12 protein-coding genes and 2 pseudogenes are annotated in these 17,833 nt (G+C 67.4%); 9 read left to right on the forward strand and 5 right to left on the reverse strand.

All coding sequences use genetic code 11. The features are described from left to right. Positions 1–31: 31 nt before the first annotated feature. Positions 32–661 (reverse strand): TetR/AcrR family transcriptional regulator, encoded by a 630-nt coding sequence (locus ACWD3C_RS42565; RefSeq protein ID WP_451153117.1) that lies wholly within the window; start codon positions 659–661, stop codon positions 32–34. 96 nt (positions 662–757) lie between these two features. Here ACWD3C_RS42565 and ACWD3C_RS42570 point away from each other — a divergent pair, with 96 nt between their 5' ends. Together ACWD3C_RS42570 and lpdA are read left to right on the forward strand one after the other, a co-directional pair. Next, positions 758–1,933, forward strand: a complete 1,176-nt coding sequence (locus ACWD3C_RS42570; RefSeq protein ID WP_451153119.1) for a saccharopine dehydrogenase NADP-binding domain-containing protein — start codon at positions 758–760, stop codon at positions 1,931–1,933. Between the two features lie 131 nt (positions 1,934–2,064). Continuing rightward, on the forward strand, positions 2,065–3,477 hold the full coding sequence (lpdA, locus tag ACWD3C_RS42575; RefSeq protein WP_451153121.1) for a dihydrolipoyl dehydrogenase: 1,413 nt from the start codon (positions 2,065–2,067) through the stop codon (positions 3,475–3,477). A gap of 457 nt (positions 3,478–3,934) precedes the next feature. Here lpdA and ACWD3C_RS42580 read toward each other — a convergent pair whose 3' ends face one another. Further along, positions 3,935–4,762, reverse strand: a complete 828-nt coding sequence (locus ACWD3C_RS42580; protein ID WP_451153123.1) for an SDR family oxidoreductase — start codon at positions 4,760–4,762, stop codon at positions 3,935–3,937. A gap of 63 nt (positions 4,763–4,825) precedes the next feature. Here ACWD3C_RS42580 and ACWD3C_RS42585 point away from each other — a divergent pair, with 63 nt between their 5' ends. Beyond that, entirely contained in the window at positions 4,826–6,052 is a 1,227-nt protein-coding gene (locus ACWD3C_RS42585; protein ID WP_451153125.1) for an acyl-CoA dehydrogenase family protein, read from the forward strand. Positions 6,053–6,185: 133 nt separating this feature from the next. Next, positions 6,186–6,680, forward strand: a complete 495-nt coding sequence (locus tag ACWD3C_RS42590; protein WP_051185546.1) for a MarR family winged helix-turn-helix transcriptional regulator — start codon at positions 6,186–6,188, stop codon at positions 6,678–6,680. 210 nt (positions 6,681–6,890) lie between these two features. On the opposite strand, the pseudogene ACWD3C_RS42595 reads toward ACWD3C_RS42590, so the two are convergent. Then, a pseudogene (locus ACWD3C_RS42595) lies at positions 6,891–7,802 on the reverse strand (GlxA family transcriptional regulator); the annotation flags it as partial. On the opposite strand from ACWD3C_RS42595, the gene ACWD3C_RS42600 reads away from it, so the two are divergent. The 3 genes and pseudogenes from ACWD3C_RS42600 (at position 7,740) to ACWD3C_RS42610 (ending at position 9,005) form a co-directional block, all read left to right on the forward strand. Beyond that, positions 7,740–8,177, forward strand: coding sequence for a nuclear transport factor 2 family protein (locus tag ACWD3C_RS42600; protein WP_451153127.1), 438 nt, complete (start codon positions 7,740–7,742; stop codon positions 8,175–8,177). The pseudogene ACWD3C_RS42595 and the gene ACWD3C_RS42600 sit on opposite strands and share 63 nt — an antisense overlap. A gap of 254 nt (positions 8,178–8,431) precedes the next feature. Continuing rightward, positions 8,432–8,692: pseudogene (locus ACWD3C_RS42605) on the forward strand (MBL fold metallo-hydrolase); the annotation flags it as partial. A gap of 82 nt (positions 8,693–8,774) precedes the next feature. Further along, entirely contained in the window at positions 8,775–9,005 is a 231-nt protein-coding gene (locus ACWD3C_RS42610) for a hypothetical protein (protein WP_451153129.1), read from the forward strand. A gap of 231 nt (positions 9,006–9,236) precedes the next feature. Here ACWD3C_RS42610 and ACWD3C_RS42615 read toward each other — a convergent pair whose 3' ends face one another. Then, positions 9,237–10,292 carry an aldo/keto reductase gene (locus ACWD3C_RS42615; RefSeq protein ID WP_451153131.1) on the reverse strand — a complete coding sequence of 352 codons (1,056 nt, stop codon included), beginning with the start codon at positions 10,290–10,292 and terminating at the stop codon, positions 9,237–9,239. Positions 10,293–10,542: 250 nt separating this feature from the next. Here ACWD3C_RS42615 and ACWD3C_RS42620 point away from each other — a divergent pair, with 250 nt between their 5' ends. Further along, the gene (locus tag ACWD3C_RS42620) at positions 10,543–11,169 is read left to right on the forward strand and encodes a TetR/AcrR family transcriptional regulator (RefSeq protein WP_451153133.1); all 627 of its coding nucleotides are present in this window, start codon (positions 10,543–10,545) and stop codon (positions 11,167–11,169) included. A 385-nt stretch (positions 11,170–11,554) separates the two neighbouring features. Next, complete coding sequence (locus ACWD3C_RS42625; RefSeq protein ID WP_451153135.1) at positions 11,555–15,688, forward strand: hypothetical protein; 4,134 nt, start codon at positions 11,555–11,557, stop codon at positions 15,686–15,688. A gap of 766 nt (positions 15,689–16,454) precedes the next feature. On the opposite strand, the gene ACWD3C_RS42630 is transcribed toward ACWD3C_RS42625, so the two are convergent. Then, complete coding sequence (locus ACWD3C_RS42630; RefSeq protein ID WP_451153137.1) at positions 16,455–17,291, reverse strand: enoyl-CoA hydratase/isomerase family protein; 837 nt, start codon at positions 17,289–17,291, stop codon at positions 16,455–16,457. Between the last annotated feature and the right edge of the window lie 542 nt (positions 17,292–17,833).

Genomic DNA, 17,833 nt, shown 5'->3' on the forward strand with positions numbered 1-17,833 from the left:
CGAGGAGTGCTGTTGCAGGCGTTGGTCGACGTCAACCGTGCGCGCTGACGCCGTCCGCCGCCAGGCCCGACATCAGCAGGGTGATCGTGTGGAACGTCCTGGCCAGGGCGTCCTCCCGGTCCGCCGCGGCGGCGATGATCTGGTTGCCCTCGCACAGGACGGCCAACAGCAGCCGGGCGACGGTGGCGACCGGAACGTCCGGTTCCACGTCACCGCGTTCGGCCAGGACAGCCAAGAGCCGTTCGATCGGCGGCTGGGCCACCGTGTCGTTGATGTGCCGGTACTGCTCCACCAGCACCGAGGGCGCCTGGGCCATCAGCTCTCGATGCAGGGGATCGTCGATGGTCCGCCGCAAGAAGGCGTGCGTGAGGTTCGACACGGCGGTCAAGGCAGGCTCGCCCGGTGTCGCACGGATCGCCTCGGACGCCGCGTCGGCGAGCGCTCCGACCCGCTGGAGCAGCTCCGTGTAGAGCTCGGCGAACATCGCCTTCTTGTCCGGGAAGTGGTGGTAGAAGGTGCCCTTGCTCACTTGCGCCGCCGCGGTGATGGCCTCGACCGACGTGTCCGCGAACCCGTTGTCGACGAAGAGTTTGCGCGCGGCCGCCACCAGGTCCGCCCGGGTCTGCTCCGCATACAGCTGTCGTCGGTTTGGCCCTCTCATGTTGACCATCGTATATTCAATGACCTGAAGTCAGTGAATGACTCGTGGTCGGTCAGTGGTCGTCGTGACAGTGCCCTCCGGAAGGCAGACGTAGCCGTGGAAAAGCGCAGAATCTTGTTGCTGGGTGCGACGGGGTACACGGGGCGGCGAGTTCTCAGGGAACTGCTCGCACGAGGTGAGACGCCGACCTTGGTCGGGCGAAGCCGAACGAAGATGCTGACCCTGGCCGACCGCTTCGAGGCGGAACTGCCGGTGGCAGAAGTGGACGTCACCTCTTCCGCCCACCTCACGCGCCTTCTGGGCCCCAGCGATGTGGTCGTCTCCACGGTCGGGCCGTTCATGCAACTGGGCATGGCCACGGTCACGGCTGCCGCGCGGGCGGGAGCGCGCTACTTCGACTCCACGGGGGAGGGCCCCTTCGCCCGCCGGGTCCTCCTTGAACTGGACTCCGTCGCGGCCGCCCGGGGAGCGACTCTCGTGCCCGCGTTCGGCTACGACTACGTGCCCGGCAATCTCGCCGGCGCCCTGGCCCTGGAACAGGCGGGCGAGCGCGCATGCCATGTCGAGATCGGCTACTTCATCACCCGTTCGGGGCGCGGGAGCGAGCTGCATTACCGGAGCACCCTGCGCGACTCCTGGGACCTGACCACGGGTGGCACGCGCCAGACGCTGGTCGCCGCGGCGGCCGAGGACGGGTTCGCCTACCGCTCTCCACGCCCTGGAGCCTCTTCCCGACTGGTCGACGAGCGGGCCGCCAAGCGTGTCCTCACCTTCCGCTACGCCGGTGTGCGACGCCCGGCCATGACCGTCCCGGGCACGGAGCATCTCGGCCTGCCTGACGTCTTCCCTCAGTTGGAGAGCGTCGAGGTGGGGATGGGCTGGCTCGGGCGGTGGACGCGTCCGGTACAGATCGCCGCCATGCTCCAGGCGCCCTTGCTGAGGTCGGCGAAGATGCGGGCCGCTCTGACGCGGTGGTCCGGGCGGCTCCCGGGAGCACATCGTGAGCCGGACACCGACGGCCGTTCCCTGGTGATCGCGGTCGCCCGCGACGGCCACGGTCGTCCCCTGGCCACGACGGCCCTCACCGGACCCGATCCCTACGAGATGACGGGCTCCCTCCTGGCGTGGGGCGCAGTCCATGCGGCGGCGCCGAATGCCGTCCTCAAGCCCGGTGTGCACGGTCCGGTCGCGGCCTTCGGGCTCGACACCCTCAGGCTCGGTGCCGCCGAGGCGGGAGTACACGAAGTCGACGGGGCGTTGGCCCGTCGGTGATCGCTGCGCGGGCATGGATCACGGCATCGGGGCGTTGAACCACCGCGACTGAGTTGATGAACAGGTTGTGCGATCGGGAGCGAGTCGGCCACTGACGTGGAGTCGACCGTCCCAGTGGAAAGGAAAGGTCCATGGACGAGCAGGGTGAGCACTTCGACGTCGTCGTACTCGGCGCGGGCCCAGGTGGGTACGTGGCCGCCATCAGGGCCGCCCAACTGGGCAAGCGCGTAGCGGTCGTCGAGGAGAGGTACTGGGGCGGCGTCTGCCTGAACGTGGGCTGCATCCCCACCAAGGCCCTGCTGCGCAACGCCGAACTGGCGCACGTCTTCACGCGCGAGACGAAGACCTTCGGCATCAAGGTCGACGGTGAGGTCTCCTTCGACTACGGGGAGGCATTCCGCCGTAGTCGGAAGGTCGCGGACGGCCGGGTCAAGGGCGTCCACTATCTGATGAAGAAGAACAAGATCACGGAAGTCGGTGGCCGCGGTACGTTCCTCGACCCGCACACGCTTCTGGTCGCCGACCACGACGGCAACTCCCGCACCATAGGCTTCGACCACTGCATCATCGCCACGGGCGCCACCCCGAAGCTGCTACCCGGCACCAAGCGCAGCGCGCGCGTGGTGACGTACGAGGAGCAGATCCTCGCGGAGGACCTCCCGCAGTCGATCGTCATCGCGGGTGCCGGCGCCATCGGCATCGAGTTCGCGTACGTCCTGCACAACTACGGTGTGCAGGTCACGATCGTGGAGTTCCTGGACCGAGTCGCTCCCCTCGAGGACGCCGAGGTTTCCGCCGTACTCGCCAAGCAGTACCGAAAGTTGGGCATCGACGTACTCACCTCGACCCGTGTCGAGTCGATCGATGAGTCCGGGCCGCAGGTCCGCGTCACGGTCACCGGAAAGGACGGTGCCCGCCAGGTCCTGGAGGCGGACAAGGTCCTCCAAGCGATCGGCTTCGCCCCGAACGTGACCGGGTACGGCCTGGAGAACACCGGCGTCAAGGTCACGGAGCGCGGCGCCATCGATGTGGACGAGCGCTGCCGTACGTCCGTTCCGCACATCTACGCCATCGGTGACGTCACCGCGAAGCTCATGCTCGCGCACGCCGCTGAGGCGATGGGAGTGGTCGCCGCTGAGACGCTCTCAGGCGCGGAGACCATGGAGCTGGACTACGTCATGATCCCGCGCACCACCTTCTGCCAGCCGCAGATCGCCAGCTTCGGCTACACCGAGGAACAGGCGAGGGAGCAGGGTTTCGACGTCCAGGTGGCCCAGTTCCCGTTCACGGCGAACGCCAAGGCTCATGGCCTGGGTGATGCGACCGGCTTCGTGAAGCTCATCAGTGACGCCAAGTACGGCGAGCTCATAGGCGCTCACCTCATCGGCCCGGACGTCACCGAGCTGCTCCCCGAACTGACGCTGGCCCAGCAGTGGGACCTCACCGTCCATGAGGTCGCCCGCAACGTCCACGCCCACCCCACCCTCGGCGAGGCGGTCAAGGAAGCCGTCCACGGCCTCGCGGGCCACATGATCAACATGTAGCAGGCGCTGCCCTCTCGAAATGCGACGTGAGTATGGGCTGGGTGGTCTGCCGCGTTACCGACCTGTGCGCGAGGCAGTTCCGTGGCGTCAGAGGATCCTGTGGCATCAAAGGACGACCTCGTCGCCAACGTCGCCAACGTCGCCAACGTCGTCGCGGAGGAGCTACGCACGCAGGCGGCGAGGTACGGCACTCTGCGGCCCGGCCGCCCGGCCGCCCAGCCGCCCGGGACTCGAGGATCTCGTTCGCGACTATCTGTCGCCCGAGCACCGGGACCAGCGCGGCGTCGGATGTCCCTCCGCCGCCCTGCTCGACGACATCGACCGCTGCGCGGACGCGACCAAGCAGGCCTGGGTCGCTGCAACTGTCCCGCGCCGCCTTCGACTCGAAGCTCGCCGTTGAGGTCCTCGAGAAGGGCATCGAGAACGCCCTCGCGTTAATGTGCTGAGCAGTGCGGGATCAGGCCGGATCGACGAATATGTCGAGCGCGAGATCACCCTCGAAGCCGGCAGGGCTGTAGACGGACAGGTCGGTGACGCCCTCGTCCGACAGGACCTCGTCGTCGATGAACAGGTTGGCGGTGCACTTCCGCGCGTCACGCGTGAGGATGGCGTACGCGGCGTCAGCCATGATCCGCGGACTACGGGCTTGTCCGGCGCCGCCGACCACGTTGCGCACGGCGGCCGTGTCGATCAGGGTCCGCGGCCACAACGAGTTGGCGGCGATGCCGTCGGCGGCGAGCTCCTCGGCGAGCCCGATGGTGCACAGACTCATGCCGTACTTCGACAGCGTGTAACCGAGATGCTTCCCCACCCAGTGCGGCGCGAGGTTCAACGGCGGGGAGAGCGTGAGGATGTGCGGTTTGCCCGCCTTGCGCAGGTGCGGGATAGCGGCCTTGCTCAGCAGGAACGTGCCACGCGTGTTGATGTCCTGCATCAGGTCGTACCGCTTCATCTCCAGCTGCTCCGACGACGACAGGTCGATCGCGCTGGCGTTGTTCACCACGATGTCGATGCCACCGAAGGCGCTGACCGCCGCGTTGACAGCGGTGCGCACATCGTCCTCGTCGCGGACGTCACCGACGACGGCCAGCCCCTTGCCGCCCGCGCGCTCAATCTCGTCAACGGCGGTGTGGACCGTGCCTTCGAGCTTCGGATGCGGCACGGCGGTCTTGGCGAGCATCACCACGTTCGCACCGTCGCGGGCCGCGCGCAGAGCGATGGCGAGTCCGATGCCGCGGCTGCCTCCCGACATCAGGATGGTCTTGTCGGCCAGCGTCTGTGTCATGGTCGAACCTCCAAAATAGATTGCCGAGCTAATGGTACGTGATGCTAATGGTATCTTCCCCGTATGACTTCCACTCCCACACGCCAGATCGACCGGCTCTACCACGAGCTCCTCGCCCCCAAAGAGACACAGTCCGTTCGCGCTGCCGTGCGCCGGATCGCAGAGCACGAAGTGGCTCCGCACGCCGTGGCGATCGCGGGGGGCGACGAGCGCACGGACGGCTTCCCCCGGCATGTGTTTGACGGGCTTGCGTCGGCGAGGGTCTTCCGGATCCCCTTCCCCAGCGAGGTCGGCGGCGACGGTCTGACCCACCCGGCGACCGCCACCGCCGCGGCCATCGAGGAACTGGCCTACTACTCCAGCAGCGTCGCGGCCGTCTTCGATGTGCACTGCATCCTGGCGGGCAACGCCCTGCGGCAGGGCACCGAGGAGCAGCAGCAGCGATGGCTGCGAAAGGTCGCGGAGGGCTCAGTGGTCGGCGCGTTCGCCACCACCGAGCCGAACGCCTCAAGTGACCTGTCCCCGCAGGCGGTTCAGACCGAGGCGATACGCACCGAGGCCGGCTGGGTGCTGAACGGCCACAAGCGGTGGATCTCCAACTCGCCCGTCGCCGGGTTCGTGGTGGTTCTCGCCCGCACCGGCACCCGGCTGAGCATGTTCATCGTCGACACGGCACTTCCCGGAGTGGAAGTCGGCCTTCCCGACCGCAAGATGGGCAACCGCGGCCAGCTCACCGCGGACATCCGCTTCACGGATGTGCACCTGACCGACGACGACCTCCTCGGTGGCGCCGAGGGACACGGACTGCGCCATGCGCTGTCCACTCTGACCTACGGCCGGATCGGCATCGCGGCTGCCGGGGTCGGCATGGCGCAGGCCGCCTTCGACCACACCGTGGCCCACCTGTCGACGCGACACACCTTCGGCAAGCCGGTGGCCGCCAACCAGCACTGGCAGTTCCTGCTCGCCGAACGGGCCACCGAGATCGAGAACGCCCGCACCCTCTGCACCAAGGCCGCCCTGCGCCTGGACGCGGGCAACCCGTCCCCGGAGCCCGAGGCCGCGATGGCGAAGTACTACGCCACCAAGCTGTCGGTGGACATGGCGCGCGACGCCGTCCAGGCCTTCGGAGGCCTCGGCTTCGCGCGCGAACTGGGTGCCGACGGCAGCCCCGGCCCCGTCGAGGCGATCTACCGGGACAGCAAGATCGGCGAGATCTATGAGGGCACCAACGAGATCCAGAAGTGGGTCATAGCCCGGCAGATCTTCGGTCGGGCCATCGTCGGCTGACCACCCAGGACGCACCGGCCGTAAGCCGGCGGACGGTGGGGAATCCCGCCGGCCTGCAGCGGTCCTGGCGCCTCGGGCTTTCTCGTACGATGGACAGGACCATACGTACGACTAACCATGGGCGGGATAAACGATGTCCGAGGCTCCGCTGGTACCGGGGACAGTGGCCGAACACACCATCTGCCTGCTGGTCAAACTCGGGCAGGTGGCGTTCAGGATCGCCGAGGACGGCATCGGCGGGACCGGCCTGCGAGTGCGGCATTACAGCGTCCTGCAGGCTTTGGCGGACAACGGTGCCATGCCGCAACTGGCACTTGGCTCGTTCCTGCGCATCGACCCCGCGACGATGGTGACGAGTCTCGACGACCTGGAGCGCGCCGGATACGCGGAGCGGACACGAGATCCGCAGGATCGTCGCCGCTACGCCGTGGACATCACCGCCGAAGGGCGCAAGGTCCTGGCCCGCCTCAACCGCACACTCGTCGATCTCGACGGCGAAATCCTCGCAGACCTGGGCACCACGGAACGACAGTCGCTTCACGTCCTGCTGGACAGTCTCGCGGGAAGTCCCGCTCTGACCTCCCTGTTCGACACCGTCCGGGAGCAGAACGGTGGGAAACGGGCTTAACGGCTCTAGGGGATCGCCCCGGGGTATAGCGCTATGCCCCGGTTCTGGCGAAGTCGGCTTGCCGGGCCGCATGCCATCCGGCGGTCTTCGGCGGCCTCGTTGTGGTGGGCAGGGGGCGCCCTGTTCGTAGGCCATGCGTCAATTGGGTCGAGCATGGGGCAACACCCGAGTCGCTGACCGTGATCGAGGTGCTCGTTCCCGGCAGGTTCGTCACCGCGTTCGCCGAGCGGTTTGTGTGGTGGTGCTCGGAGGGTTGGGCGACCGGGCTCCACGAAAAGTGCGCCGGTAGGCAAGTGGTGAGACGCCGATGGCGGCGTACAGGTGTTCTCGTAGTGACGTGCCGCCGGCGAAGCCGACCTGGCCGGCGATCTCGTCCACCGGGAGGTCAGTGGTTTCCAGGAGGTGCCGTGCGCGCTCGACGCGCTGTTGGATCAGCCACCGTCCCGGGCTCATGCCTACCTCTTCGGTGAAACGGCGGGCGAAGGTGCGCAGGCTCATGTGGGAGCGCTCGGCGAGGTCCGCCAGGGTCATCGGCTCGTGGAGGTTCTCCAGCGCCCAATGACGCACGGTGGCCGTCCCTCTGGCCTTGGTTTCCGGCACCGGGTGCCGGATGTACTGTGCCTGCCCGCCGTCGCGCCATGGGGGGACGACGCACATGCGGGCCACCTGGTTGGCGACTTCGCTGCCGTGGTCCTTGCGGATGATGTGCAGGCAGACATCGAGCCCGGAGGCGGCACCGGCCGAGGTCAGCACGTCCCCGTCGTCGATGAACAGGACGTCGGGATTCAGAGCCACCTGGGGGAACCATAAGCGGAACAGGTCCGCGACCACCCAGTGAGTGGTGGCCGGCCGGCCGTCGAGGAGTCCCGCGGCGGCGAGAATGAAGGCACCGGTGCAGATCGACACGAGGCGCGTGCCGGGGGCGACGGACCCGAGCGCCTCCACCACGGCCGGCGACACTTCCTGCGTGACGGCGGTGGTGACGAAGGGCGGGATGACCACGGTGTCGGCGGTGCGCAGTGCCTCCGGACCGTGTTCGACGGTGATCGAGAAGTCGGAGTGGGTGCGGACCGGGCCGCCGTCGATGCTGCAGGTGAGGACCGCGTAGCGACCGTCCGCTGCCTAACCGCGTACAACAAGAAGCTCGTCACGGGCTACGTCGACCAGCTCCTGGTCCGCAAGGACCTCGCCGCCGTCGACACCTACCTGGGCCCCGAATACCACGAGCACGACCCGGGCATCCCCGGCGGAGTGCCGGGCGTGAAGACCGGGCTGGGCGCCTACTTCGAACAGTTCCCGCAGCTGAGCGTGGCGCCGAAGCGGGTCATCGCGGAGGGCGACCTGGTGGCCGTTCACAGCCACTACGTCGACGCGCCGGGCGAGCGCGGCCGTGCGGTCATCGACCTCTTCCGGGTGCGGGACGGCAAGATCGTCGAGCACTGGTCCGCCTCGCAGGACGTGCCGGAGACCTCCGCCAACGCCAACACGATGTTCTGACGGCCGCCGGGTCCTGGTGAATTCAGAGATGGGAGGTGCGTGACCGCCTTGTGGTACGCCGTGTTCGTGACGCCCGCGATCTCGCAGAGCAGCGGCCCCTGAAGCTTCCCAACAGGAACCCGATGGTGTGGTCACTCATGGCACGACCCTGATTTACGGCGAGCACGACGCCGTCCTCGTCGCCCCACCCTTCACCACCGACACCACCCGCGAGGTGCTCGCCTGGGTGGAGAAGACCGGAGCCGGGTCTCACGGAGATCTATGTCACGCACGGCCACGGCGACCACTGGCTCGGGGCTCCCGTCCTGCTCGAACGGTTTCCTGGCGCCGCTGTCCGTGCGACATCCGGGACCAAGGCCCACATGGCAGGCCTGGCCACTCGGGAGTCCCGTGCAGAGGTCTGGGACGCGCTGTTTCCTGGCCGGATCCCGACAACCCCCGTCGACGTGCAGGTCGTCGGCGAGGAGGGACTGAGTCTGGAGGGGCACGCGCTCATCCCCGTCGAGGGGGGGTGACGTCGTCTACAACGGCGTGCACCTCTCGCTCGCGGAATCCGAGGGTGGTGGCCGCGACGCGTGGCGAAGGGCTCTCCGCCAAGTGAAGGCGCTCGGAGTGGAGTTCGTGGTGGCCGGCCACCAAGACCCGGCCCGTCCGGACGACGCGGCCCACATCGGCCGCACGCGGCGCTACCTCGACGCCGTGGACCGGCAACTGAAGAGCTCCACCACAACGATGGAGTTCTTCGATGGGATGACGAGTCTCCACCCCGAGTGCATCAACCCGGGCGTGCTGTGGTCCGGAGCCCTCACGCTTTTGTCCGGCGACTAGGTTCAGCAGTGCTGATACCCCAGTCCCTCACCTGCTCGGCCAACCGTTCCTGCCCAGGAGGTCGAAGACGCGCGTTGTCCCTCTACTTCGCCAACGATCGACACGATGGGGCTGTGACGGCTGGGCGGGATGTGCCACGGACCGCCAGACGGCACCGTCGCGCACCATGCACACGATGCGGGACGGAAAATGGCGTCGACGGCAGGGGCCGCCGGCGGCAGGATCCGCGGCTCAGGCCACAGGCACGGCGGGCTGGATGACGAGGGAGGCGTCACCGCCCTGTACGACGTTTCGGATGCCGGCGGAGGCCTCGTGGGGCACTCCGAGCGGGAGGGCGCTGACGTCGGACAGGTGTGCGAACTGCTTCGAGGTGAGTTGGACGTCCAGCGCACCCAGGTAGTCGTCGAGTTGCGCGAGATTGCGCGGGCCGATGATCGGGACGAACGAGGTGGACGCCTGGGCAGCACGCTCACGGACCCAGGCAACCGACACCTGGGCGGGCGTGGCGCCGGTCTCTTCGGCGATGGCCAGGATGGTGTCGATGACGGCGGTCTTCTGTTCGGTGCTCTCGGTGTGGATGACCGCCTTGAGATCGGTCAGCCGGCCCTCGCTACTGCGGCGGTACTTGCCGGTGAGCAGTCCGCCGCCGAGCGGGGACCACAGAGCGGCACCGAGTCCCAGGCTCTCGGCCATCGGCAGCAGCTCGCGGTCGGCGGTGCGCTCGACGAGGCTGTACTCGATTTGGATGCCCGTGACCGGCGCCCAGTTCTTCAGGTCCGCGAGGGTGGCGGCGCGGGAGACCCGCCATGCGGGGAAGTTGGACAGGGCGGCGTGGAGGATCTTGCCGGAGCTGACCAGGTCGTCGAGCCCGCGCAGGATCTCTTCCATGGGCGTGAGGTCGTCGGGGAAGTGGACCCAATACAGGTCGATGTAGTCGGTCCCGAGGCGCTTCAGGCTCGCCTCCAGCGAAGCGACCATGTTCTTGCGGCTGTTGCCCGTCCTGGAGATGCCGGGCTGTGGGCCGGCCCCGTTGGTGAACTTGGTGGCCAGGACGAAGTGGTCCCGGTCGGCGGCGACGAACTTCCCCACCAGTTCCTCCGACTCACCGAACTGGTAGCCGTCCGCGGTATCGAGAAACGTTCCGCCGGCCTCGGCGAACCTGTCGAACATCCGGCGCGCCTCGTCCGGCTCCGCACCGGCACCCCAGCCGGTGCCGAAGTTCCCCGTGCCAAGTGCGTACTCGGAAACGCGCAGTCCTGTCCGTCGTCCGAAGGTCGTGTAACGCATCAGGTCTCCTTGGTGCTGTGTTCGCATCGATGGTTGGTGGGTGGCGGCGGGCGATGCGGGTCAGGACGAAGGCTGCCCGACGAGGTGACCGGGGAGCGTCGAGCAGGTCCTGAACGGGTGTGCCGCCGACGACCCACCTATCCGCGTGCGGCGCGCTGCCGGGCGCGGCTAAGTAAGACGATCGGTCTACTTAGTGCCCCACCGTAGCTGTCCCAACGGCCTATGTAAAACGATCGGTATCCTTAAGGCTGTGACCGAAAACCAGCCTGTACATCGGCGTCGTGGGCGTGGTGCCCGGGAGCGGATCCTCAAGGCGGCGACCGAGCTGTTCACGGCGCAGGGGATCAACGCGACCGGGATGGACCAGCTGTCGACGGTCGCCGAGGTGTCGAAACGCACTCTCTACACGCACTTCCCCAGTAAGGACGAGCTGGTAGGGGCATACCTGCGGTCCCTGGGCGACGACCTCCTCCCCGTCCCCCCGCCGTCCGCCCCACCGACCTCGAGCCCGCGTGAGCAATTGCTCGCCGTCTTCGACTGGAAGCCGCCGGAAACCACCGCTCCGTTCCGGGGGTGCCCGTTCCTGAACGTCAGCGTTGAAGTACCCGACCCTGGGCATTCCGCCCACCAACTGGCCGCGGCGTACAAGGGCGAGTTCGCCCGCCGCCTCTCGGACATCGCACGGCAGGCCGGGGCCGCGGATCCGGAAACCCTCGGTGAGCAACTGGCACTGCTCTTCGACGGCGCGGCCGCACGCGGCACCGCCCTCAACAGCAGCCACACCGCCGCGTGCGCGCGATCCATCGCAGAGTCGTTGATCGACGCAGCCCTCGCCGACGTCGGCAACCTCCCTGGAAATGCCGACGCAACCAGGTAGGGGTGTAGAGCTGGTCCCGTAGGTGACGCCGTTCCGGCAGTCAGCCGGTCACCGTCGCTGCCCTCAGCGAGCCATGTCCGCTCTGTTGCGGTGGACCGCATCTCGCGGCATTGGCGGAGTGTCGACTGCGGGCTGCCTCCGGCTGCAGCGGTCGAGGTACGGAGGAAGTCGCCCGAGGGGGAGCCCTGTCAGTGGTGAGGCCTATCGTGTGAGCGCCGTGTAGAGCGGTGAGGAATGGTTGAAGACTGTTGGGATGTGGCGAAGCGTGGAGTGGCCGTGTTTGCCGTGGAGACGGCGAATTTTTCCGCTCGGGGAACCTCCGGAGTCGGACCGGTACGGCTGGCCGCTGTTGTCTCCATTTACCGGGGTCGCTCCCGGGCGGTCTTTGGCTGACGAGCGGGCCCTTTCGCTGCTGGTCCTGCGTGGCGAATGGGGAATGGGCAAGTCTTTCGCGTTGGAACAGGAACATCGCGATCTTGAGACCGCAGGCCATGTGGTGCGACGGCTCAACCTCGGCAACTGCGGGACCGACGCGAGCCGCGCTGCGGCGAAACTCGGCGCGGTGTTCCAGCCGCCCGCGGAGGCGACCGAGTGGCATGTGCTTCTCGACGGCCTGGACGAGGGGCTGGACGATCTGCCGGATCTGGATCAGCTGATCGTCGAGCAGCTGGAGGATCTGGTGGACGAGGCCAGGAGGAGCTTGCGACTGCGCATCAGTTGCCGTTCGGCTCGGTGGCCGAGCGGGCTGGAGACGGACCTCAGGCGGTTCTGGCCGGCGGACGCCGTGGCGATGGTCGGTCTGGCGCCGCTGTCGCGGGATGACGTGGTCCTCGCCGCCGACACCGTGGGCCTCGAAGACCCCACAGCCTTCTGCAGGGCGGTTCAGCAGCGAGGTCTGGTGGCGCTGGCCACCCACCCGATGACCTTGCGGCAGATGCTGACGAGTTACACGGCGCGTGGAAGCCTGCCCGACTCGACCGCGGAGGCGTACCACGAGGCGTGCCTGCACCTGTGCAAGGAGATCCGTCGTCCCAAGCGCACGGAACTGCGGCGCACGCAGGCGACGTCCGAGACCCTCTTCGCAGCGGCGGCACGGGTTGCCGCAGCTCTGCAGTTCGGCCCGTACACCGCGCTCGTGGATGGAGGGTCTCCGTCGACGGAGACGGCCGTTGCCGACCTTGAGCTGTCCCGCTTGGCGTCGGGCAACGAGCCGGGACCTCTTGGGAGCCCGGTGCCCTGCACGATAAATGAGTTGAGTCAGCTCACCGAGTCGAGTCTGTTGCTTCCACTCGGCGACTATCGCTGGGCGTTCGTGCACAAGAGCTACCGGGAATTCCTAGCCGCCGAGTTCCTGCGTGCCCGTGAGATTCAGCCCGCGGTGGAACGAGAACTGTTGTGGATCGGCGACGGGCCGTCCCGGCACGTCCTGCCCGCCCATCAGGAGGTAGCTGCCTGGCGCAGCAACACGAGCACCACGGTGTTCGAGGACCTGCTCCGGGATGACCCGCTGGTTCTGCTCCTCGCCGACCTCCCTCGGCGCACGGAGCGCGACCGGGGCCGCGTCGTCGAGGCGCTTCTCGCCCTGCTCAAGAGCGATGACACCATCAGACTCGACAACACGACACTTCATCGCTTGGACCACCCCGAAATCGCGGACCAGCTGCGCCCGCACCTGAACGCCACCACAGAGGTGAATCTCCTCTTCGGCGCAGTTGGCATGGCCCGGGCTTGTCGGCGGCCCGAGCTGACGCCCGATCTGCTGGCGCTCGCCGAAGACCAGGACGCCTACACGGACGTCAGAGTCTCGGCCTTGCTCGGCATCACCGAGCCGCAAACCGAAGCTGTCGAGCGCATGCGGGCGCTGATGAACGACGACTCCCCGGAGGTCGTGGCGGCGGCGCTGCGACAATTGTGGCCGCACCACATCACGTTGACGGAGTTTCTCGGGCACGCGCGTGACCCGGAGCCGCACCTGATCGGCCGTGCCTACATGCTGCGCCAGGAAATCCCCGAGCTCATCCACGCGACGGACGTGGAAGAAGCCGTCAGCTGGGCCCGCAACACCTGCTGCGACACGACAGAGGGCGGAAGCACGACACTGGCTGTCGCAGTTCTTGCCCGCGCCGTCAGCCTCGCCGGCCAGTCATCAACCCCTGACGCCTTGCTGTCCGAGGTCGCGGAAGCTCTGGTGGGTCTCGCCGACCGCCATGAACTCCTTCTGCGCCAGCACGTACATACCCCGTTGCAGGATCTGGCAGCTGCGCTCGGCAAGGACCTCGAGGTCCGCCGCACCCTTGCTTCCGTGCTGATGACTCGGGTTACCGACGAGCAACTTTTCGCGCTGCACACGGGACGACTCACCAGGGCCTTGCTTCCTCGGGAAGACGCCCTGTACTGGATGGAGCATTGGGACCTGCTGTCCGGGATCGACGAGAGGCTCGCACGCCTGGCCGTTGCCTTCCCGCCACCTGAAGACCAAGCCGACCTGGACCGGGCCCGAGCAGCCCGCGCTTCCCACCCGAGTCTGCACGTGGCCACGGCCTTTTGGGACAATCCGCCAGAAGAGGCCTCGTGGGAGCGAGAGCAACGCGAGCTGGAAGAGGCCGAGCGTCGGCGGAACACCTATGACGAAGCCGCCCTGCGTAAGGCACTCGCTGGTGTCCTTGCCGCAGGGCCCGACGAGGTACGGAGTGCTTGGGGGCGGGATGTCGCCGAACTTCACCGCACAGCAGACGGCTCGTCTCCCAAGTGGGACAACTCGTGGCTCATGGCGGTGACCAAGGCACCCTCTCGGCCGTCGGCGGGCACGGAGCTGGACAGCCTTCTCCTGCAGGCCGCCCACTATGTGCTGTGTGTTGTTCAACCGTTGAGTGCCGAGAGACTGATTCCCCATGGAGCCCTCGGCTTTGCGAATGCCCCCGAACTCGCGGCACTAGGTCTCCTCGACTCCCTCCCCGCCATCCCTGCCGAGCCCGGCCGGTGGGCCGGATGGGCCGTCGCCCTCTCCAGCCTTCACGCCGATGGTGACGCCCAGGAGATGCAACAGCGGCTGCTTCTCGTGTGCACGAGCAGGGCCGAGGGCGAGCTTGCCCGGCTGATGACGGAGGTCCTTGACGGCGTCCGCGACGATGTTGTCCGGACCATCGCCCGTGCGTCTGCGGAGCTACCGCAGGACGAGATTCGCCACGCCCTGCGGACCTGGGCCGCTCACGAAGACCGCCGACCGGAGCAATGGCAGGGCGTTCTGAGCGAACTCGCGGTCCGAGGGGACACGAACGCATCGGTCCAGCTGGCTGCCGTACTGACCGACGATCCATCGGACCACGCACCACAGTCACCAGAACACGTGCGCTGGATGCTGGCAGCAGTTGCCCTTCTGCATCTCACAGTCCTTCCGGCCTTCTGGCCACTCATCAGGCGCCGACTCGACACCCCGGCCACCCTTGAGGCGTACCTGCAAGCGCTGACACGCCTGCCCGCTCCGCCGGGAAGCTGGCCCTCAGCCGCCGGCCTGCTGCCGGAAAGCAGCCTCGCGGACTTGTATCGGCTGCTCGTGAACCACATAGGCATCGACGACGTGGCCAATGCTCCCCTGCACTCCGGTTTCGTCGGCGACGACGACCGGCTGCTCGAGATGGCTCGCTCCTTGCCCAATATCCTCGCCCACAAGGGCACCCTGGAGGCTGCCGCCGAACTGCGGTCTCTTGCTGACGAATACCCGGCCATCTGGCGGCTGCGTGTCGAGGCCCGCACTACCACGCTTGCTGCGGCCGCCCGATACGCCGTGCCGGTCGAATCCGAGCACTTGATCCGACTCGCCGACACCGCTCGACTCCGCTGGATCGCGGACGAGAGACACCTCCAGGACATCGTCCTGGAGTCACTCGAACGCTTCGCCCAGGCACTGCACCGCCCCAACGGGCTCATCACGGCGCTGTGGAACCGAGACCAAGCCGGAGTAAACCACTCTGAATGGTGGCCGTGTTGGGAAGAGGACTTCAGCGACGTCGTCGCTACCTTCCTCCTGCACGACATCGGTGGCCACCGAGTCGTCGTCAACCGAGAGGTCCAGGTCCGCAGACCGGGCTTCCCGGGCCTGCGCACCGACATCCAGATCGAAGTGCCCACCCAAGAAGGGGCCGGGAACGACCCCATCAAGGTAGTCATCGAATGCAAGGGCTGCTGGAACGCATCGCTCGATACGGCCTTGGATCAGCAACTCGTAGCCGAGTACCTCCAAACCCCCAGGACTGCTGGGATTTTCCTCACGGCCTACTTCCACTGCGATCGCTGGGGTCACTCAAAGCAGCGGAAGTGTCCGGCCCGCGCCCACAGTTTCGCCGAAGTGAGGTTGCACCAGGAGAGGGAGGCGGAGACGCAGCGACAGATGAAGGGCGTGTCGGTTGTCGCGGTGACCCTTGACTGCGGCCTCCCCGCCAGGGGCGATGAATGGCGTACGGCAGCATTGGCCCCTGCTCGGTCTGTTGAGGAGCTTCAAGAAGGTGAGCAGCGCCCCTGAGTAGCCTGCAGCGGCTGGCGACGCGCCCCGTGCCGACTGCGCCAGGCGGTCGGCCGTGTGTAGGGCCCGGTGACCTTGGACTGCCGGTGCTGAACAGTGCGGTGGTGGCGGAGCGGATTTCGTCGACAACCGGAAGCGTCCCGGACGATCAGCTTCCCAGCGTCGTGCGACTGGACGATATTTGACGAGATACGCTTCGGTCGCGTGACCATAGGGGCGTATTTCGGTGGGGTCCGTGCAGTCAGTGACGACGGCGATGTAGGACGCGAACACCGATTTTCGAACCCGGGCGATGAACCGAACTGGGGTATCGCCGAGGTAAGCCCAAGAGGGGCCATGCGATGATCTTGAACCGCTGAGAGCCTGGGTTCAGCTACGGCGGTGGGCGACTGGGTCACGCTCGGCGACGTGCTGGCCGACGGCGTCGACGTCGGTTCGGGCGTACCTCTCCAACGACCGTACGTAGGCGTGCCGGGAGCGGGCGAGCAGCATCGGCGTTGGCTCGTGCGCAGTGGGCGGGCCTGTCAGAGCGTAGGGAGCTACCGGGCAGACGATCACTGTCAGGTGATCACACCGCCGAACAGGACGAACACCCCACCCGCCGCTCGCACCGCCCCGGCCTACGAGCTCAGGGTGGGATCAGCTCGTCGTAGTCACCCTCACTCCGGTCGGTCCGGTACGGAGAGCTGCTGGGACATGGAGCTGGGGCTGCTGTGCGTCTGGATGAGGTGTGCGGACGTGGCGTCGTCGCAGCGGGTGTGGACGACTACGCCTGCTGGTTGGCGAGGCCGAGGTACTTGCCCAGGTTCCGCTGCCACTCCTCGACGCCCAGTTCGGTGATGAGTTTGCCGACTCCGGAAAGCCGCGCCTGGAAGCCGGGCCAGGTCAGCGAGTTCAGGAATTCCCCATAGGCCGCGTGGACGTCGGCGTCCGGCGGCAGGGTCGCCCGGTTGATCTGGGCTTTGGCGGCGCCCAGCACGGTCTTGTCGAAGGACGCGAGCCGTTCAGCCATGCCCTCGACGAAGCTGTCCAGCTCGGCGTCCGGCAGGGCACGGGTGATCCAGCCGTAGCGCTCGGCCAGGTCGGCATCGTAGTCGTCACTGCCGAGGATGGCTTCCAGGGCGCGGTCGCGACCGATCAGCCGAGGCAGCCGTTCACTGCCGCCACCGCCAGGCAGCAGGCCACTGGCGACCTCCGGCTGGCCGAACAGTGCCTGCTCGCGGCTGGCATAGCGCAGATCGCAGGCAAGCGCCAACTCGTTCCCGCCGCCCCGGGTCCGCCCACGGATGGCCGCAATGCTGATGAACGGGGCCTTCGTCAGCCGCATCAGGACGTCGACGGCGGGCGGCACCTCCCCCTCGGCCGGCGGCTCGGCAAAGCCGTCGGCGGCCGAGGCAAGGTCGAAGTGGTTGATGAAGTAGCCGGGTGTACTGCTGGTGAAGATGGCGACGTGGACATCCGGGTCCTCGCTCATCTCCGTGATGACATCCCGCAGCCGGACAAAGGTCTCCGGGACCATCAAGTTCACCGGCGGGTTCGAGAATGTGATCTTGCGAATCCGGGGGGTCAGGCTCTCGACGCTGATCGTGCTGGGCTGCGTCATCGTGTACTCCGTAAGTGTGGTGTGCCACGGGGGCGTGGCGACATGGTGGTCCGCCGGTCAGGGCGGCTGCCGGTCCGGTCGCAACTTGCGGACCCGGCCGCCGAGGGGGCGAGCGGGATGAGTGCGTGCAACGTGCCGGTGGGCGGCGGCGCCCGCGATGAGCAATCCGGGGATTCTGTCGCCGCGTCCGGGTGTGGCTTCGGTGCAGTCGAGTGAGGCGTGAGTGCGGTCACGACAGCCGGGCGACAGCGCACCCCGCCTGGATCACGCGGGATGCGTCTGCCTCGACCAGCCGCTCCGGCGGCCGGGGTCCGGCCTGTCGGATTCTCGCGCAGCTGGTCGAGCCGGCGAAAGTCGGCGACGATCCGTCGGCCGGACTGTCTTCCGTTTCGACCACGGGGGCGTAGAGGACTCCATGGCCTGGGAAGGTGTGCCTGTCTCATTCTGGCGATCCGATGAGAAGAGCCGCCGATCGTCACGGACCAGGCGTCAGCGACTAGAGCGAAGCCCTGCGGGTGTTACTCGTCGAGGAACTGAATGGT

The sequence above is a fragment of the Streptomyces sp. NPDC002845 genome, from assembly GCF_053591955.1.

What these genes read in the sequence shown, in the direction of transcription:
- ACWD3C_RS42565 (WP_451153117.1), bottom strand. Translation starts at nt 661, where the DNA reads ATGAGAGGGCCAAACCGACGACAGCTGTATGCGGAGCAGACCCGGGCG.
- lpdA (WP_451153121.1), top strand. Translation starts at nt 2,065, where the DNA reads ATGGACGAGCAGGGTGAGCACTTCGACGTCGTCGTACTCGGCGCGGGC.
- ACWD3C_RS42580 (WP_451153123.1), bottom strand. Translation starts at nt 4,762, where the DNA reads ATGACACAGACGCTGGCCGACAAGACCATCCTGATGTCGGGAGGCAGC.
- ACWD3C_RS42585 (WP_451153125.1), top strand. Translation starts at nt 4,826, where the DNA reads ATGACTTCCACTCCCACACGCCAGATCGACCGGCTCTACCACGAGCTC.
- ACWD3C_RS42590 (WP_051185546.1), top strand. Translation starts at nt 6,186, where the DNA reads ATGTCCGAGGCTCCGCTGGTACCGGGGACAGTGGCCGAACACACCATC.
- ACWD3C_RS42615 (WP_451153131.1), bottom strand. Translation starts at nt 10,292, where the DNA reads ATGCGTTACACGACCTTCGGACGACGGACAGGACTGCGCGTTTCCGAG.
- ACWD3C_RS42630 (WP_451153137.1), bottom strand. Translation starts at nt 17,291, where the DNA reads ATGACGCAGCCCAGCACGATCAGCGTCGAGAGCCTGACCCCCCGGATT.